This window comes from Nonomuraea sp. NPDC004580 (assembly GCF_040609855.1).
Lineage (GTDB): Bacteria > Actinomycetota > Actinomycetes > Streptosporangiales > Streptosporangiaceae > Nonomuraea > Nonomuraea salmonea.
In genome coordinates this window covers 1-26,083 of sequence record NZ_JBEXLH010000049.1, presented here as the reverse complement: position 1 = coordinate 26,083, position 26,083 = coordinate 1, and the positions used below count along the sequence as shown (strand labels likewise).

Annotated in this window: 27 protein-coding genes; 10 read left to right on the top strand and 17 right to left on the bottom strand. The window is 72.8% G+C overall.

Features of this window, described 5'->3' with window-relative positions; genetic code table 11:
• Nucleotides 1-42: 42 nt before the first annotated feature.
• From ABZW11_RS34590 to ABZW11_RS34580, 3 genes are all read right to left on the bottom strand, one after another.
• Nucleotides 43-645 (bottom strand): TetR/AcrR family transcriptional regulator, encoded by a 603-nt coding sequence (locus ABZW11_RS34590; RefSeq protein WP_355426568.1) that lies wholly within the window; start codon nucleotides 643-645, stop codon nucleotides 43-45.
• Nucleotides 642-2,099, bottom strand: coding sequence for an FAD-dependent monooxygenase (locus ABZW11_RS34585; RefSeq protein ID WP_355426566.1), 1,458 nt, complete (start codon nucleotides 2,097-2,099; stop codon nucleotides 642-644). The genes ABZW11_RS34590 and ABZW11_RS34585 overlap by 4 nt, the downstream gene beginning before the upstream one ends.
• 83 nt (nucleotides 2,100-2,182) lie before the next feature.
• Entirely contained in the window at nucleotides 2,183-2,626 is a 444-nt protein-coding gene (locus ABZW11_RS34580; protein ID WP_355426563.1) for a CBS domain-containing protein, read from the bottom strand.
• Nucleotides 2,627-2,641: 15 nt separating this feature from the next.
• Here ABZW11_RS34580 and ABZW11_RS34575 point away from each other — a divergent pair, with 15 nt between their 5' ends.
• The 5 genes from ABZW11_RS34575 to ABZW11_RS34555 all read left to right on the top strand — a co-directional run bounded on the left by ABZW11_RS34575 (nucleotide 2,642) and on the right by ABZW11_RS34555 (nucleotide 7,222).
• Nucleotides 2,642-2,815, top strand: coding sequence for a hypothetical protein (locus ABZW11_RS34575; RefSeq protein ID WP_355426560.1), 174 nt, complete (start codon nucleotides 2,642-2,644; stop codon nucleotides 2,813-2,815).
• Nucleotides 2,796-3,431: a TetR/AcrR family transcriptional regulator gene (locus tag ABZW11_RS34570; RefSeq protein WP_355426557.1), complete on the top strand. Its 636-nt coding sequence runs from the start codon at nucleotides 2,796-2,798 to the stop codon at nucleotides 3,429-3,431. Before ABZW11_RS34575 ends, ABZW11_RS34570 begins: the two co-directional genes overlap by 20 nt.
• Complete coding sequence (locus tag ABZW11_RS34565; protein ID WP_355426554.1) at nucleotides 3,424-4,329, top strand: ABC transporter ATP-binding protein; 906 nt, start codon at nucleotides 3,424-3,426, stop codon at nucleotides 4,327-4,329. Before ABZW11_RS34570 ends, ABZW11_RS34565 begins: the two co-directional genes overlap by 8 nt.
• A 1-nt stretch (nucleotide 4,330) precedes the next feature.
• A complete protein-coding gene (locus tag ABZW11_RS34560; protein ID WP_355426551.1) occupies nucleotides 4,331-5,893 on the top strand; it encodes a hypothetical protein in 1,563 nt (520 codons plus the stop codon).
• Nucleotides 5,894-5,995: 102 nt separating this feature from the next.
• Complete coding sequence (locus tag ABZW11_RS34555; protein WP_355426548.1) at nucleotides 5,996-7,222, top strand: cation:proton antiporter; 1,227 nt, start codon at nucleotides 5,996-5,998, stop codon at nucleotides 7,220-7,222.
• Here the strand turns inward: ABZW11_RS34555 and ABZW11_RS34550 are convergent.
• The 8 genes from ABZW11_RS34550 to ABZW11_RS34515 form a co-directional block, all read right to left on the bottom strand.
• Nucleotides 7,217-8,428 (bottom strand): glycosyltransferase, encoded by a 1,212-nt coding sequence (locus ABZW11_RS34550; protein ID WP_355426545.1) that lies wholly within the window; start codon nucleotides 8,426-8,428, stop codon nucleotides 7,217-7,219. The genes ABZW11_RS34555 and ABZW11_RS34550 overlap by 6 nt on opposite strands.
• On the bottom strand, nucleotides 8,425-8,877 hold the full coding sequence (locus ABZW11_RS34545) for a MarR family transcriptional regulator (RefSeq protein WP_355426542.1): 453 nt from the start codon (nucleotides 8,875-8,877) through the stop codon (nucleotides 8,425-8,427). The genes ABZW11_RS34550 and ABZW11_RS34545 overlap by 4 nt, the downstream gene beginning before the upstream one ends.
• A gap of 45 nt (nucleotides 8,878-8,922) precedes the next feature.
• On the bottom strand, nucleotides 8,923-9,873 hold the full coding sequence (locus ABZW11_RS34540) for a cyclase family protein (RefSeq protein WP_355426539.1): 951 nt from the start codon (nucleotides 9,871-9,873) through the stop codon (nucleotides 8,923-8,925).
• Nucleotides 9,874-9,891: 18 nt separating this feature from the next.
• Nucleotides 9,892-11,118: an FAD-dependent monooxygenase gene (locus ABZW11_RS34535; RefSeq protein ID WP_355426536.1), complete on the bottom strand. Its 1,227-nt coding sequence runs from the start codon at nucleotides 11,116-11,118 to the stop codon at nucleotides 9,892-9,894.
• A complete protein-coding gene (locus tag ABZW11_RS34530) occupies nucleotides 11,115-11,687 on the bottom strand; it encodes a TetR/AcrR family transcriptional regulator (protein WP_355426533.1) in 573 nt (190 codons plus the stop codon). The genes ABZW11_RS34535 and ABZW11_RS34530 overlap by 4 nt, the downstream gene beginning before the upstream one ends.
• 68 nt (nucleotides 11,688-11,755) lie before the next feature.
• Complete coding sequence (locus tag ABZW11_RS34525) at nucleotides 11,756-12,745, bottom strand: alpha/beta hydrolase (protein WP_355426530.1); 990 nt, start codon at nucleotides 12,743-12,745, stop codon at nucleotides 11,756-11,758.
• Between the two features lie 127 nt (nucleotides 12,746-12,872).
• Nucleotides 12,873-14,048: an FAD-dependent monooxygenase gene (locus tag ABZW11_RS34520; protein ID WP_355426527.1), complete on the bottom strand. Its 1,176-nt coding sequence runs from the start codon at nucleotides 14,046-14,048 to the stop codon at nucleotides 12,873-12,875.
• Between the two features lie 25 nt (nucleotides 14,049-14,073).
• The gene (locus ABZW11_RS34515; protein WP_355426524.1) at nucleotides 14,074-15,024 is read right to left on the bottom strand and encodes a zinc-binding alcohol dehydrogenase family protein; all 951 of its coding nucleotides are present in this window, start codon (nucleotides 15,022-15,024) and stop codon (nucleotides 14,074-14,076) included.
• Between the two features lie 72 nt (nucleotides 15,025-15,096).
• Here ABZW11_RS34515 and ABZW11_RS34510 point away from each other — a divergent pair, with 72 nt between their 5' ends.
• A complete protein-coding gene (locus tag ABZW11_RS34510; protein WP_355426521.1) occupies nucleotides 15,097-15,732 on the top strand; it encodes a TetR/AcrR family transcriptional regulator C-terminal domain-containing protein in 636 nt (211 codons plus the stop codon).
• A 6-nt stretch (nucleotides 15,733-15,738) separates the two neighbouring features.
• Here ABZW11_RS34510 and ABZW11_RS34505 read toward each other — a convergent pair whose 3' ends face one another.
• A complete protein-coding gene (locus ABZW11_RS34505; protein WP_355426517.1) occupies nucleotides 15,739-16,773 on the bottom strand; it encodes an amidohydrolase family protein in 1,035 nt (344 codons plus the stop codon).
• Between the two features lie 152 nt (nucleotides 16,774-16,925).
• Between ABZW11_RS34505 and ABZW11_RS34500 the strand changes: the two genes are divergently transcribed.
• Nucleotides 16,926-17,543 (top strand): TetR/AcrR family transcriptional regulator, encoded by a 618-nt coding sequence (locus ABZW11_RS34500; protein WP_355426514.1) that lies wholly within the window; start codon nucleotides 16,926-16,928, stop codon nucleotides 17,541-17,543.
• Nucleotides 17,544-17,545: 2 nt separating this feature from the next.
• On the opposite strand, the gene ABZW11_RS34495 is transcribed toward ABZW11_RS34500, so the two are convergent.
• The 4 genes from ABZW11_RS34495 to ABZW11_RS34480 all read right to left on the bottom strand — a co-directional run bounded on the left by ABZW11_RS34495 (nucleotide 17,546) and on the right by ABZW11_RS34480 (nucleotide 21,859).
• A complete protein-coding gene (locus tag ABZW11_RS34495; RefSeq protein WP_355426511.1) occupies nucleotides 17,546-18,481 on the bottom strand; it encodes a hypothetical protein in 936 nt (311 codons plus the stop codon).
• Nucleotides 18,482-18,627: 146 nt separating this feature from the next.
• Entirely contained in the window at nucleotides 18,628-18,834 is a 207-nt protein-coding gene (locus tag ABZW11_RS34490) for a hypothetical protein (protein WP_355426508.1), read from the bottom strand.
• A 26-nt stretch (nucleotides 18,835-18,860) separates the two neighbouring features.
• Nucleotides 18,861-21,164 carry an FtsX-like permease family protein gene (locus ABZW11_RS34485; RefSeq protein WP_355426505.1) on the bottom strand — a complete coding sequence of 768 codons (2,304 nt, stop codon included), beginning with the start codon at nucleotides 21,162-21,164 and terminating at the stop codon, nucleotides 18,861-18,863.
• Nucleotides 21,161-21,859: an ABC transporter ATP-binding protein gene (locus tag ABZW11_RS34480; protein ID WP_355426502.1), complete on the bottom strand. Its 699-nt coding sequence runs from the start codon at nucleotides 21,857-21,859 to the stop codon at nucleotides 21,161-21,163. Before ABZW11_RS34480 ends, ABZW11_RS34485 begins: the two co-directional genes overlap by 4 nt.
• A 117-nt stretch (nucleotides 21,860-21,976) precedes the next feature.
• On the opposite strand from ABZW11_RS34480, the gene ABZW11_RS34475 reads away from it, so the two are divergent.
• A complete protein-coding gene (locus tag ABZW11_RS34475; protein ID WP_355426499.1) occupies nucleotides 21,977-22,897 on the top strand; it encodes a histidine kinase in 921 nt (306 codons plus the stop codon).
• Nucleotides 22,894-23,580, top strand: coding sequence for a response regulator transcription factor (locus ABZW11_RS34470; RefSeq protein WP_355426496.1), 687 nt, complete (start codon nucleotides 22,894-22,896; stop codon nucleotides 23,578-23,580). The genes ABZW11_RS34475 and ABZW11_RS34470 overlap by 4 nt, the downstream gene beginning before the upstream one ends.
• Here the strand turns inward: ABZW11_RS34470 and ABZW11_RS34465 are convergent.
• Nucleotides 23,577-24,839, bottom strand: coding sequence for a cation:proton antiporter (locus ABZW11_RS34465; RefSeq protein ID WP_355426493.1), 1,263 nt, complete (start codon nucleotides 24,837-24,839; stop codon nucleotides 23,577-23,579). The genes ABZW11_RS34470 and ABZW11_RS34465 overlap by 4 nt on opposite strands.
• A 223-nt stretch (nucleotides 24,840-25,062) precedes the next feature.
• Between ABZW11_RS34465 and ABZW11_RS34460 the strand changes: the two genes are divergently transcribed.
• Nucleotides 25,063-26,083, top strand: a 1,021-nt coding sequence (locus tag ABZW11_RS34460; protein ID WP_355426490.1) for a carbamoyltransferase N-terminal domain-containing protein, incomplete at its 3' end; no start/stop codon positions are given.

The following is a 26,083-nucleotide window of genomic DNA, read 5'->3' as shown; positions in this document are numbered from 1 at the left end:
ACATCACCGAGAAAGTCAGGTTTCTGCCACCTTCCGTCTCCGTCACCGGGGGTACAGCCCGATCTGCCGGTAGACGCTCTTGAGGTAGGCGAGCATGCCGTCGGCGTCCGGTGGGTCGGGCTGGAGGACGCGCCAGGTGACGGCTCCGGCCATCATGTCGATGAGCACGTCGAGGTCGGCGTCCTCGGCCACTGTGCCGTCCTGCTGGGCGCGCCGCAGCATGGCGGTGGCCAGTTCGCGGCGGGGCAGGACGTGGTGGCGCCAGTAGACGGCCATGAGCTGCGGGTGGCTGACGGCCGCGCCCATCATGCGGGCGACCAGCGCGCGGAAGGCGGGGCTCGCCGTCGTCTCCGCCGCCGTCTTCAGGCCGGCCTCGATGATGTCCTGCGGCGCCAGCGCCCGCACCTCGCCGGGGGTGGGCACCATGTCGGCGCTGACCAGTTGCTCGACGGCCTGCGCGATCAGGTCCTCCTTGGTGGTCCAGCGGCGGTAGACGGTGAGCTTGCCCACCTCCGCGCGCTTGGCGATCTGCTCGATGCTGGTGCCCTCGACGCCGCGCTCGATGAACAGCTCAAGCGCGGCACGCAGGATGGCGGCGTCGGTCTCGGGGTCGCGGGGGCGTCCGCGTCCTCGGGCGGCGGTCAAGCGAGTGCTCCGTCCAGCCAGCGGGTGATCTCGGCGGGGCCGCCCTCGCAGGCGAGGTGGGCGTCCGGGCGTACGAGCATAGTGGGCGCGGGGCCGGTCGGCCGCAGGTGGAGCACGAGGTCGCCGAGCCGCCGGCGGGCCGCGTCGAACGCGGCGCCGTCGCCGAGCACCGCCCAGCGGCCGCGCAGTTCGGCGTGCAGCCGGGTGGGGGTGCCGTCGGGGCGCGTGCAGTCCAGGTCGGGGATCCGGTCGCCGGGACGTGGCCGCCGCCCGCCGCCCCCGAGCGGCCCGCGCCGGTAGCTGACCCACAATTGGGACGTCGTGTACGTGACCCGCCGCTGCAACCACCCGATGTTGAACACGGGGACGAGAACCCGGTCGCGCAGGAAACGGCCGAAGGGCCCGGAGGCGATGTTGACCTTGGTGGTGGCGCTGCTGCCGCGCAGCACCTGGGTGGCGAGGGGGCGCCGCTCGGCCTCGTACGTCTCCAGCAGCCGCTCCCCGGCCCCGCCCCGCACGACGAGCGCCAGCTTCCATGCGAGGTTCTCGGCGTCGCCGACGCCGGTGAGCATGCCCTGCCCGCCGAACGGCGCGTGCACGTGGGCCGCGTCCCCGGCCAGCAGGACGCGCCCGCGCCGGTAGGTGTCGGCCAGCCGTCGATGCACCCGGAACAACGACGCCCACGACGCGTCGAGCAGCCGGATGTCCCGCAGGCCCGTGCGCTCGGGCAGGATGCGGCGCATGCGCTCGACGATCTGCTCCTCGCCCGGCTTGTCGTCCTGGAAGGCGGGGTCGTAGGCGAGCAGCCGCCAGCGCCCGCCGGGCATGGGCATCGCGCCCAGCATGCCTTCCTGATGCACCCAGCCGCTCGTGCCCGAGCGGTCGAGGGTGGTGTCGAGGCGGGCGTCGACGAGCAGGAAGCGTTCGCTCAGCTTGACGCCGGGAAAGCCGATGCCGGCGAGCTTGCGTACGGTGCTGCCGCTGCCGTCGCAGCCGACCAGCCAGCGGGCCCGCACGGTACGCCCGTCGCCCAGCACGGCGGTGACGCCGTCGGTGTCCTGATCGGCGGAGACCAGGGCGGAGCCCCATTCAGGAGCGCCGCCCAGCTTGGCCAGGCGCTCGCGCAGGCGCGCCTCGACGCGGGCCTGGGAGATCACCATCGGGGGAGCGGCGGTCTTCATGCCGGGGTCGCCGAACCTGATGCGCATGATGGCGCGGTCGCCGGCGTAGGTGGTGATCGTCATCGCCCTGACCGACTCCTCGGGCAGGCCGCTGAGCGCGTCGAGCCGGTCGAGCACCTCGGTGCCGCGCGCGTGGACGAAGTTGGCCCGCGAGGTGGTGGCCGGGGCCGCGGCCCTGTCGATCACGCGTACGGAGACGCCGTGTTGCAGGAGAGCACACGTCAGGGCCAGGCCGACCGGCCCGGCACCCACTACGAGAACGTCGGTGTCCATCGCCACTCCCTCAATAATTAACGGAACGGTATCGTAAACAAAATGGAGCGCCGCTGTCCATGGCCCTCCGCGTCAGAGAACCGTCAGTCCGCGACGGCCCAGTCCATGAGCGCCTGCAGTGTCACCGCGCCGATCAGCCGCCCGTCCTCCACCACCGCCACCAGCGGGCTGTGCGTACGGGCCATCAGCGCCGCCATCTCCAGCACGGTCGCGCCCGGGTCGGTGATCGGCAGCTCGCGCGGCTGCTCGGGAAGGGCGTCGCGGACCGTACGGCCGGCCAGGGAGCGCAGGAACCGGTCGGCGTGCGCCTCGTCCACCACCCTGGCCAGCGCCGGGTCGTCCTGGCAGTACGCGGGCACCGCGAGCCGCAGCACCTGTGTGCCCGGCAGGATGCTCAGTGGCCGGCCCCGCTGGTCGAGCACGATGAGGCCGGGCAGCTTCTGCTCGGCCAGCAGCTTCGCGGCCTCGTGCACGGAGGTGTCGAGCGTGACGGTGGGAAAGGGTGCGGTGAGATCGCGGGCGCGCATGTGAGGGGACCTCTCATGATCGACGGTTACGGCATCGCCGACCAGACTTCCCGGCACACCGACCACGAACGTACCAACAAGGAGCGGTCCGGCGTGGTGAATTCGATCGGCGGCGAGAAACCCGGCCGGTATCTAGATATGGGAAGCAATATCTGTATATGGTCGCGTCATGAAGGACAGCAGCGATAGACCGCTCGATGACCTGACGGCGCGTGCCAGGATCAGGGACGCCGCGCTGGCCCAGTTCGCCGAGCGCGGCGTCAAGGCCGCCCGGCTGCAGGACATCGCCGCGGCCGCGGGCGTGTCCGTGGGCCTGGTGCAGCACCACTACGGCACGAAGGACGGGCTGCGCGACGCCTGCGACGCGTATGTCCTCGACCGGCTCGTCGAACGCTCGAAGGACGAGGTCGCCAAGCCGGGCCCGGGCGGCCTGGCCGCCCTGTACGACGGCAGCGAGCCGATGGCCCGCTACCTCGCCCGTGCCCTCGTGGACGGCAGCCCCGCCGCCGACGCCTTCTTCGAGGGCGCGGTCCGGGTGACCGAGGAGTTCCTGACCGGCACCTGGCCCGACCGCTTCCCCGCGGGCTCGGCCAAGGCCCGCGACGCGGCCGCCGTGATGAGCGCGATGCATGCGGGCACGATCGTCCTGCACGGCCACCTCGGCCGCAGGATGGGCGTGAACGTGCTCTCGGGCGAGCACGCCACCGCCATCGGCGCCGCCATGGCCGACGTGTACGCCGCCATGGGCGACTTCGTCCGCTCGCCGGCCGGCCGCCGGGTCACCGGGGAGCACGACGATGACTGACCCGATCGAGATCACCGGCCTGGTCAAGACGTACGGCAGGACCCGGGCCCTGGACGGCCTGGAGCTGTCCGTCCGCCAAGGAGAGGTGCACGCCTTCCTCGGCCCGAACGGCGCGGGCAAGACCAGCACGCTGCGCATCCTGCTCGGCCTGCTGCGCGCCGACGCCGGCCACGTCCGGCTGCTGGGTGGCGACCCGTGGCGGCAGACCGTCGAGCTGCATCGCCGGCTCTGCTACGTGCCCGGCGACGTGCGGCTGTGGCCGGGCCTGACCGGGGGAGAGGTCATCGACGTGCTGGCCAGGCTGCGCGGCGGCGTGGACCCGGCCCGCCGGGCGGAGCTGATCGAGCGCTTCGAGCTGGACCCTGGCAAGAGGACCCGCGCCTACTCCAAGGGCAACCGGCAGAAGGTGGCCCTGGTCGCCGCCTTCGCCTGCGACGCCGAGCTGCTGCTGCTCGACGAACCGACCTCCGGCCTGGACCCGCTGATGGAGGCCGTCTTCCGCGACTGCGTGGCGGAGGAGCGGGCGCGCGGCCGGACGATCCTGCTGTCCAGCCACCTCCTGGCCGAGGTCGAGTCGTCGTGCGACCGGGTGACGATCATCCGCGCCGGACGCACGGTCGAGAGCGGCACGCTCGCCGACCTGCGCCGGCTGACCCGCACCGCGATCACCGCCCGGCTGCCCGGCCCGCCCGGCGGGCTGGCGTCGCTGCCCGGCGTGCACGACCTGGCCGTGGACGCGGACGGACAGGTGCGCTGCCAGGTGGATACCGGCGAGCTGCCCGGAGTGCTGGCCCGGCTGGCGGCACTCGGCGTCCGCGAGCTGACCGCCAGGCCGCCCACTCTGGAGGAGCTGTTCCTGCGCCACTATCAGGCGCCGCTCTCCGGCAGGGCGGGCTGACATGGCCGGGACGACCGCGCTGATCCGGCTGATCCTGCGCCGCGACCGCGTCTGGCTGCCGCTGTGGCTGCTCATGGTCGCCGGCTTCGCCTACGCGACCGTCGCCACCATCGAGACCCTGCTGCCCACCCTGGAGTCGCGCCGCCAGTACGCCGAGCAGATCGCCGCCAACCCCGCCGTGCTGCTCATGCAGGGCCCCGCCTACGAGCTGGGCGTCGGCGCCATCGCCGCCCAGCAGCGCGCCGCCGCCACGATGATCTTCGCGGCGCTCGGCAGCGTGATGTTCCTGGTCCGCCACACCCGCTCCGACGAACAGGCCGGGCGGCGCGAACTCCTCGGAGCCGCGCCGGTCGGCCGGCACGCGCCGCTCACCGCCGCGCTGACCGTCGTTCTGGCCGCCGACGCCGTCCTCGCCGCCCTGATGGCCGCGCTGCTGACGGCGGCGGGCATGCCGGCGGCCGGCTCGCTGGCCTGGGGCCTGGTCGCGGGCTGCGGGGGCGCCCTGGCCACGGGCATGGCCGCCGTCGCCGTGCAGCTGACGCGCGGCGCCCGGCCGGCCGCGGTGGGCACGCTCACCCTGTTCTTCGCCCTGTACCTGGCCCGCGGGGTCAGCGAGCTGACGGGCGCGGCGTGGCTCGGCTGGCTGGTGCCGACCGGCTGGCTGCTGCGGGCACGACCGTACGCCGGCGAACGCTGGTGGGTGTTCGCCGCGGCCGCCCTGGTCGCCGCCGGGCTGGTGGTGCTGGCGTACCGGCTGGCGGAGCGCCGTGATCTCGGCGCCGGGCTGCTGCCCGATCGCGCGGGCCCGGCGACCGCGGCGGCCTGGCTGCGCACCTCGCCGGCCCTGGCCTGGCGGATGCAGCGCGCGGGGGTCGCCGCCTGGCTCGCCGGCGCCGTGCTGTTCGGGCTGGTGCTGGGGTTCGGCGGGCAGGAGGCGATCGAGCGGTTCGGCCGGAGCCCCGGCCTGGCGGTGTGGGCGTCCAGGATGGGCGGCGCCGGCGCATCGGAGGTCTTCTACGGACTGGTGATCTACGTCTTCGGCGCCTACACCGTCGCGCTCTGCTCCCTGCTGACGCTCTCCCGGCTGTGGCGGGAGGAGGCGGACGGCAGCGCCGAAGTCCTGCTGGCGGGGCCGACCGGGCGGCTGCGATGGGCCTCGGGACACGTGCTGATCGCCCTGGCCGTGCCCGCGCCGCTGCTGGCGGTCGTCGGCGTGCTGTGCGGGATCGGCGCCGGTGACGTACCCGGTGTGCTCGGCATGACCATGGCGCTGCTGCCCGCCGTCTGGGTGCTCACCGCTCTCGCGACCGCCGCGTACGGGCTGCTCGGCCGGGCCGGAGCCGTCGCCGCCTGGGCGGCCTTCGCGCTGGTCGTGCTCCTGGAGTTCGGCTGGGAGATCGGCGTGCTCGGCGACGGCGTCTTCCTGCTGTCCCCGTTCGCGCACGTGCACTACTCGGCGCTCGCCGACCCGGGGCCGGTCACCATGGCCGCGCTGAGCGGCGTCGCCGCGGCCCTGCTGAGCGTGGGCCTGGCCGCGCTGCGGCGGCGTGACCTGATCGGGTGAACACCGGCGAACCGGGTGCTGTTACGGTAGGTCGCGGTGTGCCGGGAAGTCTGGTCGGCGGAAGTCTCAGCTTCGGATGTCGACCGGAGGTCTCCGCCCCTCATGCTCCTGACAGCGTTCGCTCTCCTGCTCCTGCTGGCCGTGCTGCTGTCCAGCCTCGCCCACCGCACCATCCTGTCCACGGCGGCGCTGTTCCTGGTCGCCGGGTTCGTCCTCGGGGACGGGGTCCTGGGCGTGGTCTCGCTGACGGCGGCCGACCCGCTGGTGGCCACGCTGGCCGAGCTGGCGCTGTTCGCGGTGCTCTTCACCGACGGCATGCGCGTGGGCTGGCAGGATCTGCGCAGCGCGTGGCGGCTGCCCGGCCGGGCCCTGGGCTGGGGGCTGCCGCTCACGCTGGTCATCACCGCGGTCGGCGCTCACTACCTGCTCGGGCTGGGCTGGATCGAGTCGCTGCTGGTCGGGGCGATCCTGGCGCCCACCGACCCGGTCTTCGCCGCCGCGCTGGTCGGCAACGAGAAGGTGCCGCCCCGGCTGCGGCAGCTGCTCAACGTCGAGTCGGGCGTCAACGACGGGCTCGCGCTGCCGTTCGTGCTGGTGTTCCTGGCCGTCGCCGCCGGCTCGCACGACCTGCACCTGGGCGAGCTCGGTCTGGAGCTCGGCCTCGGCGTGCTGATCGGGGTGGCCGTGCCGTGGCTGGCCATCAAGCTGGAGCGGACCCGCTGGTTCGCCGCCTCCACCCAGTACGAGCCGCTCAACGCTCTGGCCATCGGCCTGCTCGTGCTCGCCATCGGCAAGGCCACGCACGGCAACCTGTTCCTGGCCGCCTTCTCCGCCGGCATCACCGTGGCCACCTTCGGGCCGCGGCAGCGCGAGTCGTTCGAGCACTTCGGCGAGCTGATCGCCGAGCTGTTCAAGCTCGCGGCGCTGCTGGTGTTCGGCGCCCTCATCACGCCCTCCCTGCTCGCCGTGGGCTGGCAGGGCTGGCTGTTCGCGCTCGGCGCGCTGGTGCTGGCCAGGCCCATCGCCATCTGGGTGTCGTTCCTGCGCTCCGGCCTGACGATGCGTGAGCAGGCCGCGGTGGCCTGGTTCGGCCCGAAGGGCTTCGCCTCGGTCGTCTACGGCCTGCTCGTCCTGGCCTCCGGGATCGGCACCGCCCAGCAGGTGTTCCAGATCGTGGCGGTGACCATCGTGGCCTCGATCCTGCTGCACTCCTCGACCGACATCGTGGTCGCCCGCTGGTTCGACGAGGAGCGCGAAGTCCCCGCCTGGTACGGCGTCGCCCGGCGGATCCGCGGCTCGAAGGAACGACGCGACGAGCCGGCCTCATGAGGTGATGCGGGCGATGGCCGTCGCGACGCCGTCCTCGGCGGTCACGCGGGCGGCCCCCGCGCCGGCGGCCGGGGCGAGCGGGATCGCCGCCTCTATCGCGGCGGCCAGGCGGCCGGGGGTGAGGCGGCCGGTCACGGGGGCCGGTGCGACGCCGAGCCGGTGCAGGCGGCCGGCCCAGAACGGCTGGTCGCCCAGGAACGGGCGCACCACCTGGGGGACTCCGGCGCGCAGGGCGGCGGCCACCGTGCCGATGCCGCCGTGGTGGACGGCGACCGCCACGCGCGGGAACAACCACTCGTGCGGAGCCTCCTCGATCACCAGGACGCCGTCCGGCTCGCCCTCGGGACGCAGCGCGCCCCAGCCGGTGGACAGGACGGCGCGGCGCCCGGTCAGCCGTACGGCCTCCAGCACCGTGGCCGTCAGCGTGCCGGGGTCGCCGCCGGCGGAGCTGCCGAAGCCGACGTAGACGGGCGGGTCGCCGTCGTCGAGGAAGCGGGCCAGCCGCTCGGGCGGCGTCCAGCCGCCGGTGGGCAGGGACCAGAAGCCGGTCGGCCGGGCGGCGGCGGGCCAGTCGGCGGGCGCGGGCAGCAGGTGCGGGCTCCAGGCGTGCAGGACGTCGCCCGCCTCGACCAGCGCCGTCACCGGCCTGGGCGTGCCGCGCAGGCCGAGCTTGTCCGCCCGCCAGCCCCGTACGGTGCCCCGGTACGGCGCCTCGACGGCTCCCGAGATCCGCCAGCTCGCCCGGTTGAGGCCGCGCGGCACCCTGAAGGGGAGGATCGGCGAGGGGAAGGCGGCGGTGGGCAGGTAGAGCGGCACCAGCAGGCCGGGCAGGGCAGGGACGCCGAGCTTCTCGGCGATCGAGGGGCCGCCGAGCGATTTCGGATGATAAATCACGACGTCGGCCGGTTCGGCGGTGAGCGCCGCCTGGTCGTCGAGCATCCGGCGCAGCATCGGCTTGACGGAGCGGGCGGCGGTGATGGCGGCGGTGATGGCGGCGCGCACGCCCTGCCCGCGGACGGTGTCCTGCAACCCCAGCATCTCGTCGTTCAGCGGCGCGAACTCCACGCCATGGGCGGCGGCGAGCGGCGCGAAACGGCGCGGCGCCGCCAGCAGCGGCCGGTGCCCGGCGGCCCGCAGGCCGAGCGCCAGGGCGAGGTACGGCTGCACGTCGCCACGGCTGCCCACGGTGATCAGTAAGGGTCTCATCGGCGGTCCTTGATCTCGTCCCACTCGTCGAGCAGCCGGGGGAAGCGGTCCATCATGAACGCGTACATGTCGCGCATGAGCTCCAGCCGCCGCCGTCGGGCCGGGTCGTCGCCCACCGCGCGCAACCCCTGCTCGGCCAGGGCGCGGAAGCCTTCGAACTCGGCCATCTTCGCGCGGAAGGCGCGGGCGAACACGTCCTCCGCCAGGCGGTGGCGGTCGCGCCGCTCGCCCCTGACCCGGAACCGCTCGATCAGCCCCGCCTGCTCCAGCTGCCGGAGGGCCACGCTCATGCTGCTCTTGGCCACGCCCAGCGCCCCGGCCAGCTCCGGCGCGTCGGCGCCGCTCGAGTCGGTGGTCAGCAGCAGGCCCATGACCCGGCCTGACGTGCGGCTCAGCCCGAGCCGCTCGTAGAAGAGGCCGGCGTCCTCCACGAACTCATCGACGCTCATACGTCGATCCTATCGCTTTGTTCGGGCCGATCCGAACAAAGCGAATCAGAAGGTGGCGACCGGGTTGACGGGGCTGCCGGAGGTGCCGGCGAGGCGGAGGGGGGTGAGGGCGAGGTGGAAGTCCCACTGGCCCAGCTCGGCGGCGGTGGTCGCGCACGCCTCCAGGTCGCAGTTGTCCAGGAGCCACAGGCCCATCGCGACGAGGGCCACCGCGTGGACGGGCATCAGCACGTCGTCGTAGCCCGACGGCAGGACCTCCTGCGGCGTGTCGGCGCCGATCAGGGCGACGCCGCGCTCGTGGAGCCACGGCAGGCAGGAGGCGTGCCAGCCGGCCTGAGTCCAGCCGTTGTCCGCCGCGCCTTCGTGGCGGGCGCGGCCCTGGCCGGTGCGCAGCAGCACGGCGTCTCCTTGACGTACCCGGACGCCCTGGCGGCGTTCTGCCGCCTCCAGGTCCTCGGGGAAGACGCCCTGACCCGGCTCCAGCCACGGCACCTCGCGGACGGCCGCGACGTCGAGCAGGACGCCGCGGGTGACGATGCCGTTCGCGGCGGCCGTGACCGTGCCCCACCCCGACCCCGTGGCGGCGTCGACCAGCTCGTGTGAACGCCCGTTGTAGAGCTTGCCGTCCCAGAAGATGTGGCACGGCGCGTCGAGGTGGGTGACGGTGTTGCCGTGGAAGGTGAGGCCGAGCCGCTCGGTCGAGAAGCCCCAGCGCCGGTCATTGGCGAACGTCGGCGACGGCATGTTCTCGGCGCCCGGCATCTCGGCCGCGCACGGGCAGGCCATCGTCGAGCGTTCCATGTCGCGCGGCACGGCGACCTCCCACGCGCACGACGCGCTCCTGCCGTGCCGCACGGCCCGCGCCGCCGCCAGGCGGACCTCGTCGGTGATGTGGTTGAGGGTGCCGAGCTGGTCGTCCTCGCCCCAGCGCCCCCAGTTCGACAGTGTGTCGAAGTAGCCGAGCACGTCGTCCTGCGTGCGTCGCCGCCTGGTCATATGGGCATCCCTCCGGTCTCACGCGGACGTCGAAGGCACGCTACCGCTCACCGGGCCGAGCGGGCGATCATCGGCGCGGCGCAGGACGTCGGCGAGCGTGACGTCCTTGCCCGTGAGGAGGGTGGCGAGGCGGTCCATGACGAAGGGCATCCGGCTCAGCCCCAGCATGAGGCGCCGGATCCGCAGGTCGGCCGGGGTGGCGGGCAGGAACCAGCGGGCCAGCGAGCGGGCGTTGCGCTGCCGTTCGGTGACGACCGGCCGCCACAGCCGCTCGAAGCCGGCGATGGCCGCCTCGATCGACGGCACGCGCACGAGCCGGTCGGCCAGCAGGTACGCCCCCGCGATCCCCAGCGACGCGCCCTGCCCGGCGATCAGCGACACCGCGTACGCGGCGTCCCCGAGCAGGACGACCCGGTCCGAGCTCCACCGCGGCAGCTCGATCTGCGCGACCTGGTCGTAGTAGATCTCCTCGGCCGGCGGGCACTGTTCGAGGGCACGCGGCGTCACCCAGCCGAGGCCGGCGTAGGCCCGCCTGATCGCCGCCCGCGGGTCGCCGGGCAGCGCGGGGTCGGCGCTGCGGTGCACGGTGAACGCGGCGACCCGCCCGTCACGCAGCGCGTAGAAGCCCATCTGCCGGTCGACCGAGTCGGTGAGGCGGAACGCGTGCTCGGTGGCGGCGTGCACGTCAGGCGCGTCGAAGGTGAACGCCGCCGTGTGCAGCCCCAGGTAGCGCAGGTAGCGCTGCTCCGGCCCGAACACCAGCCGGCGCACGGTCGAGTGGATCCCGTCGGCGCCCACCAGCAGGTCGGCGTCGAGGACGGTGCCGTCCGCGAGCGTCACGGAAACGCCGTCGGGGCGCTCGGTCACGCCGGTCAGCGCGGTGTCGTAGCGCAGCTCGACCCCGGCGGGCAAATGCTCGGCCAGGACGGCCTCGATGTCGGGGCGCATCATGCTCAGCAGCCGGCCGCGCGCGAAGCTCTTCGTCAGGACCGTGGCCTTCCGCCGGCCGTCCGCGCCGACGAGATGCCCTTCCTGATAGTGGTACGCCGCCCGCTCGAACGCGGGCAGCAGCCCCATGGCCTCGACCCCCTCCAGTCCGGGACCGAAGAAGTCGATCATGTACCCCTGGGGTCGGCGCCCGGGAGCCCGTTCGACCAGCACCACCTCGCCGCCCTCGGCCGCGAGCCGATGGGCCAGGGCCAGCCCGCTGATGCCGGCTCCGCAGATCACTGTGCGCACGGTCATTCCTCCTTGGCAGGGTCGGTGAGCAGCCTGCGCAGCACCGCCGGGGTGTCGTCGGCGGTCAGGCCGAGGCCGCGGTGCAGCAGCAGGCCGTCCACGCTGGCCGCGAGCACGGCGGCGGTCGCGTACGGGGCGGGCACCGCGTGCCGCTCCAGCGCCGCGCCGAACCGCTGACGGAACCCGGCGATCAGCGCGGCGATCCGCTCGCGCAACTCGTCGTCGCGGGTGCTCGCCAGGTAGGCCTCGACGAACAGCAGCGAGGTGGGGTCGGTGCCGGTGTAGGCGTCGATCGAGGCGAGCATCGTCCCGATCGCGGCGCCGGGCTCGGGGGCGCTCGCCAGCAGCTCGTCCATCTCGGCGAGCATGGCGCTCATCCTGCTGATCGCGGCCTCGTTCAGCAGGCTCGCCAGCGAGGGGAAGTGGTAGTGCACCACGCTCGGGGTCACTCCGGCGCGCTCGGCGAGTGTCCGGGTGCTGACCGCCGTCCAGCCGCGTTCGGGGATGAGCTCGGCCGCCGCGTTCAGCAGGCGTTCCCGTACGGCGCGCCCGCGCTCAGCCGCCGGTGATCTCATGACACCTCCTGATCAGGGCAGTCGTCCTGTACGACTGCCCTGATTCTAGGCGCGCCCGGCGGAGAAGCTCAAGCCGGGCCTGGTTCTCGGGGGCGTTCGAGGAGGAAGTGGCGCTCGGGAGCGTCATAGGCCGCCCGCAGGTGCCGGCCGATCATCGTGATGGCCGCACGCGCGGTCTCCACCGGCCTGACGTGGGTGAACCCGTGATCGGAGCGGGCGAACTCGCGGTGCTCGACCTTCGCGCCCTGCGCCCGCGCCCGCTCGGCGAACGCGCGCATGTCGTGCCTGAGGGGGTCCAGGCCGCCGGTGAGGACGAGCAGCGGCGGGAAGTCCCCGAGCCTCGGGTACGCGGCCGGCGACACGACGGGATCGGCCAGGTCGGCGCCCGCGAGGTAGGTCGCGCGGACCATCCGCGGCATCCAGCCGCCGAAGACCGGGAACCGCAGCGGCGGCGTTCGGCTCCCGTCGGGCAGCCTGAAGTCCGACACCCCGTACTCCAGGCTCGCGCCCACCGGCGCGGGCCTGCCGTCCTGCAACGCCTGGACGATCACGCTCAGCGCGAGCTTCGCGCCCGCGCTCGCCCCGCCGGCCGAGACCCGGCTCTCGTCCCAGCCCCACGCGCCCGCCTGGCCGAGTATCCACGAATAGACGTCGTAACACTGCTGCTCGGCGACCGGAAAACGAACCTGCGGGGCCACGTCGTAGTCGGGCAGGACGACGTAGCAGCCCACCTCGCTCGCCAGATACCTGGCGACGTTGTCCTCCTGCTCGGGACGGCGGGCCGCGAACGCGCCGCCGTGCAGGAGCAGGTGGACGGGCGGACGCCGCCCGGCCGCCCGCTGCGCCTCGATGTCGGCGGAGATCGGCCGGTACAGCAGGGCGCCCACGTCACCGTGCCGGGTCGGGACCGCGATCCTGGCCGGCACGGTGAGCGGTTTCGTGGCGAAGCGCAGCTTCGGCGACTCCAGCAGCAGCCGGCTCAGGATCGGGAAACCCGCCTGGAACGCGCGGGCGAGCAGCGCGGGCCGCCAGGCGATGGCCGCGTCTTTGAAGGGCATCGAAGAAGCTCCTGGTGTCGGGAGGGCGGCCGGCTCGCCGGTGCCGCGGAACGGCGGCGCCGGCGAGCCCGACGGGGTCAGCCGAGCCGTCGCGTGCCCGGATGGTGCGGGCACCCGATCACGGCCGTCACGCCGCCCGTTCCTCCGCCGCCCGTGCCTTGGCGAGCTTGCGCTCGCGCATGGCGCAGGCCAGCCGCACCGCCACCGAGCGGACGACCTCGATGGGCACGTTCGACGGCACGAACAGCTGCCCCTTCACCCGTGCGAGGTGCTGATGCCGGACGACGGACGGCCGCAGCTCCGACTCCCAGGCGGTCAGCGCGGCGTCGAGGGAGTCAGGGTGCTCCCGCAACGCCCGGCCGAGCTCGGCCCCGCCCCGCAGCGCGTACGTGGCCCCCATGCCCGAGTAGAGGTTCAGGCACCACGCCGCATCGCCGGTCAGCATCACCCGCCCGCTGCTCCACCGCGGCATCTTCACCTGGTGCACCGAGTCGAACAGGAAGTCGGGCGTCTCCTCCAGGGCGTCCAGGGCGTGCCGCACCACGGGGTCGTCCATGTCGGCGAACACCTCCCGCAGCCGCTCGACCCTGGCCCCGGCGAACTCGGCGTCGACGTCCGAGGTCCGGTACGTCAGCAGCACGGTCGGCGGCCGGTCGGCGAACCCGAACACCCAGGCGGCCCGGCCCGCACGGGCGACCGTGATGCTGTCCGCCTCCTCGAACGACGGCACCTGCTCCTTGAGCTGGAACGCGCAGATCATGGCGTTCCACCCGACCATGTGGTCCTCGTGCGGCCCGAAGACCATGCGGCGCACCTCCGAGCGCAGCCCGTCCGCGCCGACCACCAGGTCGAAGCTCTCCCAGCACACCTCGCCCGTGGCGGCGTCCTCCAGGAGCACGCGCACCTCGGCACCGGTGTCGTCGATGGCCAGCGGCCTCGTGCCGAACCGCACGGGAACGTCCCCGTGCACGCCCTGCCAGAGCGCGGCTTCGATGTCCCCGCGGACCACCGCGGCCGGGTCGCCCGGCTGGTGCAGGAAGCCGAGGCCGGATTCGAGGTCGCCGCGCCGGGTCAGCGACCACGCCTTGCCGCCGCCCGGCGGATTGCGGGTGTGCAGGTGGTCGCGGATGCCGAGGTCCGTGGCCGCCTGCCGGCCCTCCGGCATGAGGCCGACGAAGTAGCCGCCCCGGCGGCGTTCCGGAGCCCGTTCGACGATGACCGGCTGCCAGCCGGCCTGCCGCAGCCCGATCGCCGCCGCCATGCCGGCGATGCCGAGCCCGGCCACCAACGCGCGTCTCGCCATGATGGATCTCCTTTTCCGCGCGGCCTCAGCCGTGGACGACGACGGCGCGGGTGCGGCCCTGGTGCGCCCATGCCTCGCCGACGCGGCTGAGCGGGTAGGTGGTGTACGGCGCGTCGAAGGTGCCGTCGGCGAACCGGGTGATCATCTGGGGGAACTCGCTGATCATGTCGGCCTTGGAGACCGCGCCGAGCCCGCTGCCGGTGACCCGGAACCGCCGGCTGCGCAGCAGCGCCGCGGGCAGGGCCGCCTCGTCGCCGGCGAGCGAGCCGATCTGCACGTACGAGGTCGTCTCGCCGTCCTCGTCGGGGCGGAAGCCGGCCAGCGCGCCGAAGGCGGCCTCGGCCACCCAGCCCCACACGAAGTCGAGGATCAGCGTGGGCCGCGTCTCGGCGAGCACGGGGGTGAGCGCGTCCAGGGCCCCGCCCTGGGTCAGCGGGACGGTGAGCGCGCCGACGCCGGCCAGCGGCTCCAGCGCGCCGCGGTCGCGGCCGGCCGCGATGACCTGCTTGGCGCCGAGCGCCACCGCCGCCCGTACGGCGAGGCTGCCCGACATACCGGTGGCTCCGAGCACCAGCACGGTGCCGAGCCCGCCGGTCTCCTTGCGGTGGGCGGCCAGCGGCATCCAGCCGGCCGACGCGGGGTTCATGCCGGCGGCGACGGCGAGCGGGTCGGCCCCTTCCGGCACCTCCACCTCGAACGGGGTGACCATCGACTCCGCCATCGTGCCCCAGGGGCCTCGGGGCAGGCCCGTGTAGACCAGCCGCCCGTCCTCGGTCCTGGCAACGGCGTCCATGCCCAGGACGAGGGGGAACGCCTTGCCGCCGCGGTAGTGGCGGCCGGTGGCCATGCCGCGGACGACGTGGTGCAGGCCCGCGCCCACGAGCCGGACGGGCGCGCGGCCCGGCTGGGGCTGCGGCTCGGGGAAGTCCGCGCACACAGGGGTGGCGTCGGGAGAGGTGACAACGGCAGCACGCATGACAGCGCCTCCTGAACTAAGTTCAATTCCGGACGCCGTCAACGGTGCCTGAACTTTGTTAAGGTGTCAACCGTGGCGAAGGGCATCACTCGGGAGCGGATCGTGGCGGCGGCCCTCGACCTGCTCAATGACAAGGGCATGGACGCGCTGACGGTCCGTGCGCTGGCGTCCAGGCTCGGCGTGGGGGCACCCGCGCTCTACTGGCACGTCCGCAACAAGCAGGAGCTGCTCGACGAGATGAGCACGTTCGTCATGCGCCGGGTGATCCAGGCGCTCTCTGAGATCGATCCCGGCGCGGGGTGGCGGGACGCGATGGCCGCGTACGCGCGCGTCCTGCGCTCCGAATACCTCAAGCACCGCGACGGCGCTCGCATCTTCAGCGGCACCCGGTTCTCCGATCCCTCGGTGGTCACGGCGAAGGATCCGTGGCTGGAGAGCCTGACCGGGGCGGGGTTCGCGCTGGCAGAGGCGGACGACGCGATCGATCTGGTCACCGCGTTCGTGGTCGGCTTCGTGATCGAGGAGCAGGAGCGCAACCGGCCCGACGGCGAAGATCCCGAGCGATACTCGCTGGAGGGGCGCGACGCGTGGCTGGGGGAGGGCGCCGACCTGGTCAAGGCCGCCGGGCATCTGCGCGACGACGGTGACCAGCGCTTCGAACGGCAGCTCGGCGTCGTCCTCGACGGGCTGGCGGCCCGGTTGCGCTGATCTCCGCTACGCGCCGTTCAGGCCGAACAGGCGCTCGGCGTTGCGGTGGGTGATCTGCTCCCGCTCGCCGCTGGTGAGGCCGAGCCCGTCGATGAACTCACGTGTGCCGTCGAGCCGCAGGAAGGGGTAGTCCACCGACCAGATCACCCGGTCCAGCCCCACGACGGCGCGCACGAAGTCGAACTGGGGCCGCTGGTACATGCCGCTCGGGGTGACCCAGACGTGCGAGCGGTAGGTCTCGGTGATCGTCTGTGACAGGCCGGTGTCGCCGGGGGAGAGGACGTCGTCCAGCCTGCTGAGGTAGAAGGGCACCATCTCGCCCCAGTGGCCGCTGACGACCTGGAGGCCGGGGAGGCGGTCGAAGACGCCGGCGAGGATGAGCCGCAGCACGTGGATCCCCGCCTCGTGGTGCCAGCCCCAGCCGGCCAGCGAGAACTCCGTGGTCACCTTGTCGCCGAACCCGGCGTAGTAGGCCTGCTGGACCTGCGGCACCGGCGCGTACGGGTGCAGGTAGAGCGGCACCCCCAGCGCGGCGATCCGCTCCAGGACGGGCAGGTACGCCGGATCGTCGAGGAACCGGGCGCCCGGCCGCCCCATGATGAGGACCCCGCGCAGACCGAGGCCGGCCACGGCGCGGTCCAGCTCGTCCACGGCGGCGGCCGGGTCCTGCCACGGCAGCGCCGCGAACCCCTGGATCCGGTCGGGACGGGCGGCGGCCGCCTTCGCCAGCCGGTCGTTGGCCGCCCGGCACAGGGCGAGCCCCCGGTCCGCCGGCACGAGCTGCACCGGGTTGGTCCAGGAGACGATCTGCAGGTCGATGCCGTGCTCGTCCATCAGCCTGACGCGTCCTTCGCCGAGGTCGGCCCCGAGCTCGAACGCCTCGTCGATGTTCACGGCCGGCCGGCGTCCGGGGCCGGGACGCACGGGCGAGTCGCTGCGGCTCTGCAGGCGCATGTACGGCGTCTCGCGGGCGATGGCCGGGCCCGCCGCCGCGGCGATCGCCGGGTCGACGGCGTGTTCCTCGATGCAGATGAGTGTCATGAATGGTCCCCGATCTCAGGCCCTCGTCGCGCTGTCATGCGGCTGGGTCTGGTGCCGATTTGCCTGGTCGGAGCGGTCGTCACCATCATGGTCGGTGGTTCCGACCAGCTAAGTAAACTCTACTGTACCGTTTACTTTGAGGTGAGTGTGGCATGGCCCGACGCGGGCAAGAGTTGCGCGAGCACATCCTCGAGACGGCGAAGCTCGCGTTCCTGGAGGACGGCTTCGAGCGGACCTCGATGGACGCCGTCGCCGCGCGGGCGGGCACGTCCAAGCGGTCCCTGTACGCGCACTTCCCGACCAAGGACGTGCTGTTCCTCGCGGTCGTGGAGCACATCCGCGGCTCGTTCGGCGGCCGGATCCGCACCCCCGCCACCTACTCCGACGACCCGCACGAGGCGGTCGTGCGCTACTGCGGGCGGTTCGTCCAGCTCCTGCACTGGTCGGCGGCGGCCAGGATGATCAGGCTCGGCATCGCCGAGGCCGACCGCCTCCCGGATCTGGCGGCCGGCCTCTACGACGTCCTCTTCGGCACCACGGCCGCGGACCTGGCGGCCTACCTGACGACCGCCCTGGACCTCACGCCCGGCCGGGCGGAGGCGGCCTCACACGAGCTGTTCGGCCTCGTCCTGCATCCGGCGCTGCCGCGCCTGCTGTTCGGGCTGGAGCCCCTCGTGGACGAGCTGCCGGACGAGTCCACGCTGGCCTCCGACGTGGACCTCGACAGGATCAGACGGCTCCTGCGCGAGGTCCTGCCGTCGGCGGCGTGAGGCTACTGCGCCTGCTGGTCGTACAGGCCGTCCATCATCCGGACCAGCGGGGCCGCGTACGTCGAGCTCTCGCCCTCCTCGCTCGCCGACCCGCCGTACTCCACCTGCCAGTCGCCGGTCGAGGTGTTGCGGATGGAGGTGTGGCTCAGCGTGCCGCCGCTCGCGTTCTCGTCGTACAGGGCCCAGTGGTGGGCGGTGCGCTTGTTCGTCGCCGAGTCGACGCTGACCGTGTCGTCATGCCGCGAGGCGAGGAAGGTGTAGTCCGTGCCCATCTGCGACTGCGGCTGCTTGCCCAGCCAGCTGATGAAGCCGCTGCCGGGACGCATGTCGCTGCACTGCTCGTGAGTGATGGCGCACGCGGTCACCAGCGCGCTGCCGATGCCCTGGTGCGGGGTGGCGAAGGTGACCATGTCCTCGATGTAGAGGAAGGGCGGCCAGTCACGGGGCCAGTCGGTGGCGCCGATGTCGTCCGGGTCGACGGTCAGCCCGCTGATGTCGGGCGGCGTCTTGCCCACGCCGTACCTGTTGACGCCCTCGATGGCCGCCTTCGCGACGAGGCCGCCCATGGAGTGCGTCACCACGTCGATGGCGATGTCCTTGCTGGAGTACAGGTAGTAGACGGTCCACGCGAACTGGCGGCCGACCTCCTGGATGCGCGTGTCGGTCGTGCCCTTGAGCCTGAGGTCGCAGTTGGTGGCCTTGTTGTAGTAGCCGAAGGTGACGACGTCGCCCCAGCCGTTGCCGTTCAGCAGGTTCCTGGCGCTGTTCCACGCGCCCGAGCAGCTGATGTCCGCCTCGCGGTCGAACCCGTGCACCATGACGGTGACGCGGTGCCCGTCGGCCCGTGCGGGCGCGGCCGACGCGGCCGTTGCGGTGGCGATGAGGGTGGCCGCGACGATGGCCCCGATCAACGACAGGGATCTGGCTAACTTGTGCATCCACGGTCTCCGTTCCGTTGAGCCGGAGGCAGAGTAACGCGTGGACGATCATGGCGAGCCGCAGTTGAACGCCGGCACCGGCCATGGGAAGGCCCGCCGCCACGGCGGCAGTTGAACACGTCCCCGCCGCATGCGGCGGGGACGTGTCAGGGGATCGTGCCGTAGGCCAGCAGGTCCTCCAGATACGCCACGTGCGCCGGGGCGAGTTCCAGCCGGTACGTCTCGCCGTTCGCCGGATCGGTGATCGTCAGCACCGTCCGCGGCGCGTCAGGGCTGTAGTCGTGCACGCCGTCGACCAGTTCCTCCTGGAGGGTGAGGACCAGCGACTGCGCCGCCGTGTAGGGGGTGTCCATCGGTCAGGAGTCCCGTCTCCGTCCGCTCATTCGGTACGCAGCGCTTCCGCGATCGTCAGGGTGGCCGCCGAGCGGGCGGGCAGGAACGCGCCCAGCATGGCGATGGCCACGCCCGCCACGACCAGCGCACCCAGGGCCGCGGCCTGCCAGACGTCGAGCAGGATCGCGGGCGCGTTGAGCCCGACGGCGTCGAGCATGGCCTGCACGATGACCCGGTGCGAGGCCATGCCGATCGGGATGCCGACCAGGCCCCCGATGGCCCCCAGCGCCGCCATGGACGTGATCATCATCAGCGTCACCTGGCGCGGCGTCATGCCGATGGACTTCAGCATGGCGAGGTCGCGGCGGCGCTCGCGGGTGTTGAGCACGACGGTGTTGAAGACGCCCAGGGTCGCGACCGTGCCGAGGAGCAGCGTGAAGAGCGAGGCCGCGCCGATGATGGCCACGCTGTTCTGGTCGACCTGGGACTTGGCCTGCGGATAGAGGCCGGGGTCGGCGGCTTTGACGGCGGCGTTGAAGGTGTCGACGTCGGTGCCGGGGGTGAGCTGCACCTCGTACTGGGTGGCGCGGGCGCCGGGGTCGATCGCGGTCAGCGTGGGCCAGCTCACCATGATGAGGTCGTTGGAGGCGTCCATGACCTCGCCGACGATCGTGGCCTGGGTGCGGGCGGCGCCGAGCGCGATCGTGAGCCGGTCGCCGACGCGCAGCCCGAAGCGTTTCAGGAACGCCGAGGGGGCCGCGACCTCGTTGGGGCCGGAGAAGTAGCGGCCCGACACGACCACGTCGCCGCGGGTCGAGGCGTCGCCGCGCAGGAACTGCGCCTTGCTGCGGCTGGTGTGGCCGGGCAGCTGCACGTCGATCCAGGCGTCGGCGGTGACGTAGCGGACGCCGGGCTGGGAGCGCAGCAGCGCCTCGATGGCGGCGTCGTCGAGCTTGGGCCTGACCTGGTCGGGGCGTCCGACGTAGATGACGGAGTGGACGTGGCCGACGCGCTGCGCGGTGTCGCCGTACGCGGTCATGGTCTGGAACAGGCCGGTGGCGAGCGTCACCGCGGCCACGCCGAGCACGATGGCGGCGAGCGTCAGCGTCGAGCGGCCCGGCCGGGCGAACGGCATCCCCAGCCCGAGGCTCATGCTGCGGGGCAGCCGCGTGCCGGACAGCACGCGCTGGATCGCCTGCCCGCGGCCCGCCCTGGGCGCGCTGCCGGAGCGGATGGTCTCGGCGGCCGACAGCCGGTGCGCGCGCGAGGCGGGGATGAGCGCGGCCAGCACGACCACGGCCGGCACGCCGAGCAGCGCGACCAGGTAGACCCACCAGCTGACGCCCAGGCCGATGGACGCGCCGATGCCGGCGAACACGCGATCGAGCAGCGGCTGCGAGATCAGCGCGCCGAGCCCGGTGCCGACGAGGCACCCGGCGGACCCGGGCAGCAGGACCATGGCCAGATAGACCGCCATGACCTGGTTGGGGGTGAAGCCGAGCGACTTGAGCACGCCGATGTGCCGCTGCCCCGCGACGACGGCGCCGCTGATGACGTTGGCCACGATGAGCACCGCGACCAGCAGCCCGAGCAGCCCGAACCCGGCGAGGAACGGCAGGTAGGAGGTGGCCGCCCTGGAGACGTCCTGCTTGACGGTGAGGTACGGCTGCTGGTTGAGCACGCCGGCCGGCGGCAGGTCCGCGGTGACGTTCGCGGTGGCGGCTCGCACGTCGTTCTCGGTCTCGGCCTTGGTGAACCGGTAGAGCATCTGGGCGGTCGTGGGCTTCATCGCCTGCATCTGCGCGGGCGTGACCCAGGCCTCGGCCGTCCTGGTGACGCTGGAGGCCAGGCCCACGATGGTGAAGCTCAGCCCTTCCCTGGTCTGGACGGCGGAGCCGACCATGTCGCTGAAGAGCGGCTCGACCGGCCGGTTCACCACGATCTCGCCCGGCTTGGCGGCCCAGCGGCCCGCCCACAGGTCGACCTGGTCCACCGGCCCGCCGGGGCCGGGCCGCCCGACGACCGTGAGCGGTCCCTGCGGCAGGCTCTGCCGGGTGTCGGCGACGGTGAGCACGCTCTGGCCGTACGGCCCCGCCGCCGCCTCGACGCCCGGCTTGGACGCCGTCTCCGCGAGCCGCGCGTCGGGGACCTCGGCCCGGTCGAAGGTGACCACGACGTGGGGGCCGCGCTGCTCGGCGAAGGTGCGGTCGAACGGCCCCGACGACGCCTCCAGCAGGCCGAGCGCCACGACGATCGCGACCGTGGAGCACAGGACCACCACGGCGAGGATCGTGCTCTGCAGCCGGCGCCGCCGCACCGCGGCCAGCGCGATGCGCATCACCACGTTCATGGGGTCCACTCCAGCGTGCGCTCCGCGGTGACCCGGCCGTCGGCCAGCTCGATGACCCGGCCGGCGCACCGCTCGGCGAGCCGCTCGTCGTGGGTGACCAGCATCAGGGTCTGCCCGATCTGGTGCAGGTCGAGCAGCAGGTCCATGACCTGCTCACCGGAGTGGCTGTCGAGCGCGCCGGTCGGCTCGTCGGCCAGCAGCACGGCGGGCCGGTTCATCAGCGCGCGGGCGACGGCGACGCGCTGCCGCTCGCCGCCGCTCAGCACCGCCGGGTACATGCGGGCGCGGTCGGAGATGCCGAGCTCGTCAAGCAGTTCCATCGCCCGCCTGCGCGCCTGGGCGGCGGGTGTGCCGGTGAGCTGCGCGGCCAGCGCCACGTTGTCCAGCGCGGACAGGTCGTCGAGCAGGTTGAAGAACTGGAAGACCATGCCGATGCGGCGCCGCCTGAACAGCGCGAGCCCGGTCTCGTTCATCCCGGTCAGGTCCTCGCCGTGGACGATGACGCGCCCTGCGGTGGGCCGGTCGAGCCCGGAGATGAGGTTGAGCAGGGTCGACTTCCCGCAGCCGGACGGCCCCATCACCGCGACCGCCTCGCCGGCGCGGATCTCCAGCGAGACGCCGCCGAGCGCCACCGTCTCGCCGTATTGCTTGCGTACCTGATCAAGTTGTACGACGATCTCGGTTCCGGTTGTCATGAGAAGGAGGCTACAAACGGCGCGGGAGGCCGGTCATCCTTCCCCGGATGTAGATCCACCCCGATGTCATCCTGTGGATGTAGTGCGGATCTCCACGTCGTTTGCCAGGGTGGAACGGTGGGCGGAGTCTGGGCGTACGCCTTGGTCGTCGTCGTGGTGGTGCTGCTGGGAGTGACGCTGGCGCTGAGCGTCGCCCTCGTACGAGCGCAGCGGCGGCACCGCGCGGCCATCGAGGAGCAGGGCAGGTTTCTTGAGCGGGAGAGCGACCGGGCCGCCAGGGCGGCGGTCGACGCCGAGCGGGCGAGGATCGCCAGGGAGCTGCACGACATCGTCAGCCACAACGTCAGCCTCATGGTCGTCCAGGCCAGCGCGGCCCGTGAGGTGATGACCCTGCAGCCGGAGGCGTGCGCGGAGGCGCTGAAGGCGGTGGAGAACGCCGGCCGGTCGGCGATGTCGGAGCTGCGTCACCTGCTCGGCCTGCTCGCCCCCTCGCCCGACGGCGTCGAGGACCCCGCGGAGGACGCGCTGGTGCCGTCGCCGAGCCTGAGCGGGCTCAACCCGCTGATCGACCGCTTCGCCTTCGCCGGGCTCACCGTCGAGACCCGCATCCTGGGCGAGCCGAGGCCGCTGCCGCCGGGCATCGACGCGACCGTCTACCGGATCATCCAGGAGGCGCTGACGAACGCGCTCAAGCACGCCGAGCCGGACACGAAGGCCGAGGTGACGATCCGCTACGCCGACACCCAGATCCGCGTGGAGGTGCTCAACACCGGCCCCAGCACGCTCACCGCCGACCAGCCGCCCGAGCGGGGCCGCGACGTCCCGCAGGCCCGGCAGCGCACAGGCGACGACGGGGCCGGGCGGGGCCTGCTGGGGCTGCGCGAACGGGTCGCCGTCTATGGCGGCGACCTCGACGCCAGGCGCCGGCTCGGTGGCGGCTACCGCATCCGCGCCCGCATCCCGCTGAACGCGCCGCAAGCCGGCGACCCGCCAGGCCCGCCCGGTGCGGGCGCCGCACTCCGACAGGACGGCCGATGACCCCCGAGCCCTCGCCCCGCGTGCTGATCGTCGACGACCAGGCGCTCATCAGGACCGGGTTCCGGCTGATCCTCACCACCCGCGGCATCGACGTGGTGGGGGAGGCGGCCGACGGCGTGGAGGCGGTGACGGCCGCCCGGGAGCTGCGGCCGGACGTCGTGCTCATGGACATCCGCATGCCGAACCTCGACGGGCTGGAGGCGGCCAGGCGGGTGCTGGCGCAGGACCCGGACTGCCGGGTGCTCATGCTGACCACGTTCGACCTCGACCGGTACGTCTACGCCGCGCTGGCACTCGGCGCGAGCGGCTTCCTGCTGAAGGACGTCACGCCCGAGCACCTGGCCAACGCCGTGCGGCTGGTCACCACCGGCGACGCCCTGCTGGCCCCGTCGATCACCCGCAGGCTCGTCGAACGCTTCGCCGCGCAGGACCAGGCAGGCGGCGCCACGACCACGAGCGTGCCCGCCGATCTGGCCGTGCTGACCGCGCGCGAGCTGGAGGTGCTGACGCTGGTGGGGCGCGGGCTGTCCAACGCGGAGCTGGCCGAGGCGCTGACGCTGAGCGAGACCACGGTGAAGACCCACGTCGCGCGCATCTTCACCAAGCTCGGCCTGCGCGACCGCGCCCAGGCCGTCGTGGTCGCCTACGAGAGCGGGCTGATCAGCGCGGGCTCCGTCGGTTAGCCCGCCCGGCGGGCGGCGGCCCCGGTAGCGGCCCCGGCGGCGGCCCCGGTAGCGGGCGTCCGCTGCTCGGCCGGGTGCAGCCGGTTCAACAGGGGGCCGGTGAGCGCGGTGGTGACGACGGCCATCACCACCATGAGCGCGTAGAGGCGTTCGTCCAGCACGCCGAGCTCCAGCCCGACGCCGAGCACGACCAGCTCCGTCAGCCCGCGCGTGTTCAGCAGCGCCCCGAGGGTGACCGCGCCCCGCGCGTCCAGGCCGCCGATGCGGGCGCCCGCGTACGCGCCGGCGAACTTGGCGGTCACCGCCGTGACCAGGATGACGGCCAGCTCTCCCCACTCGCCCGCGCTCAGCCCCGACAGGTCGATCGTGAGCCCCGCCATCACGAAGTAGACGGGCAGCAGCAGCGTCCCGCACAGCGGCTCGACCCGCCGGATGACGCACGCGCGCACCTCGTCGCCGCCGGACGTGGACAGCAGCACGCCGAACAGGAACGCCCCGAAGATGTAGTGCAGCCCCAGCCAGTCGGTGAACGCGGCCGACAGCAGCAGCCCCGCCAGCACGACCGCGAAGAAGAGCCCGCCGCCCGCCTCGCCGCTCCTGCGCAGCCGGGCCGCGCGGCGCAGCAGCGGGCGCACGAGCGTGACCATCACGACGACGTACGGCACGAGCAGCAGCAGCCACCACTGGAGGCGGGCGCCGGTGGCGAGCGCGACCACCAGCGCGAGCAGCGCCCAGGCCAGCACGTCGCAGACGGCCGCGCAGGCCAGCGCGGTCGAGCCCATCCGGGTGCCGGTGAGCCCGCGGTCGGCGATGATCCGCGCGAGGACGGGGAACGCGGTCACCGACATCGCCACCGCGAAGAACAGCACGAACCCGGCGGCCGACCCCCTCTGATGCCCCGCGAGCAGCGTCGCGGCGAGCAGCGCGCCCAGCGCCAGCGGCACCGCCGTGGCGAACAGCGAGGTCCACACGGTCACCCGGCCGCCACCCCGCAGCGCGCCCACGTCCAGCTCGGTGCCGACGACGAACATGAACAGCGCCACCCCGACCCCGGCGAGCGCGCTCAGCACCGGCCGCACCTCGACGGGGAAGATCACGGCCGTGACGGCGGGACTGAGCAGGGTGGGGCCGAGCAGGACGCCGGCCACGATCTCGCCCACGACGGCGGGCTGACCGAGCCGGCGGGCGAGCCCGCCCATGACCTTCGCCAGCACCACGACGAGCGCGAGATCCAGCAGCAGCATGTGCGTGGGAAACACCGGGAAACCCCATTCTCGGAGTGACGCCGCAGTGATTGCCGGGCGCCGACTTTATCCGGGTCGCTCGCCGTCCGTCTGCGTTCAACCGGGGTGCGGAGGCGGTTGAACGCGCCGTCCCGCGAAAATAGGCTCCGGGCGGCCGCTGAATGCCCTTTCACCGAGGTGTGCCGACCGGAGATGTCGCCCGGCGACACGGCGGGAAACAACGGTTACCGTGACGGGCATGCTGGTACTGGGGCTCAGTGGAAACTTTTCCGACGGGGACGTCGATCTCGCGTCCCGCATGAACGACGATTTCTTCCACGACGCGGCAGCCTGCCTGATCCGGGACGGCAAAACCATCGCGGCGGTGGAGGAGGAGCGGTTCAACCGCATCAAGAAGACCACCAAATTCCCGACCGAGGCGATTCGCGCCTGCCTTGACCTGGCCGGTGTGACGCCGTCGCAGATCGACGCCGTCGGCCACTATTTCCAGGAGATCTTCGTCGACCGGGCACTGCACGAGCTGTATCTCCAGCATCCGGAAGCGCCCATCCGCTATTCGCGGGAACTCATCACCGACCATCTCGGCGCGGAATTCGGCATCGAACTCCCGGCCGAGCGGCTGGTGTACGCGGAACACCATGTGTCGCACGCCGCGTCCTGTTTCCTGCGCTCGGGAATGAAGGACGCGCTCGTCGTCGTCATGGACGGGCGCGGCGAAATGCATTCGACGACCGTGTTCCGCGGCGGGCGCGGCGGGCTGGAGCCGCTCGCGACGTACGGCATCGACAAGTCGCTCGGGCAGTTCTACGAGGCGGCGACCCATCTGCTCGGTTACCGGATGGGCGACGAGTACAAGGTCATGGGGCTCGCGCCGTACGGCGACGCGAACGTCCACCGCGACATCTTCGACTCCCTCTACACCTTGAAGAGCGGCGGCGACTTCGAATTGCGGCCGATCACCGGCGCGTTCTTCGTCAACGGCTTCGTCCCGCGCAGAAAGGGCCAGGACTTCACCCGCGAGCACATGGACTTCGCGGCGGGCGTGCAGCGCACGCTGGAGCGGATCGCCATGCACGTGCTCGGCTACTGGGCCGACTACACCGGACTGACGAAGCTGTGCTTCGTCGGCGGCGTCGCGCACAACAGCAGCCTCAACGGCGTGATCCTGCGCTCAGGAAAGTTCGACGAGGTCTTCATCCACCCCGCCGCGCACGACGCCGGCGCCGCCGAGGGCGCCGCGCTCGCCGCCGCCACGCAGC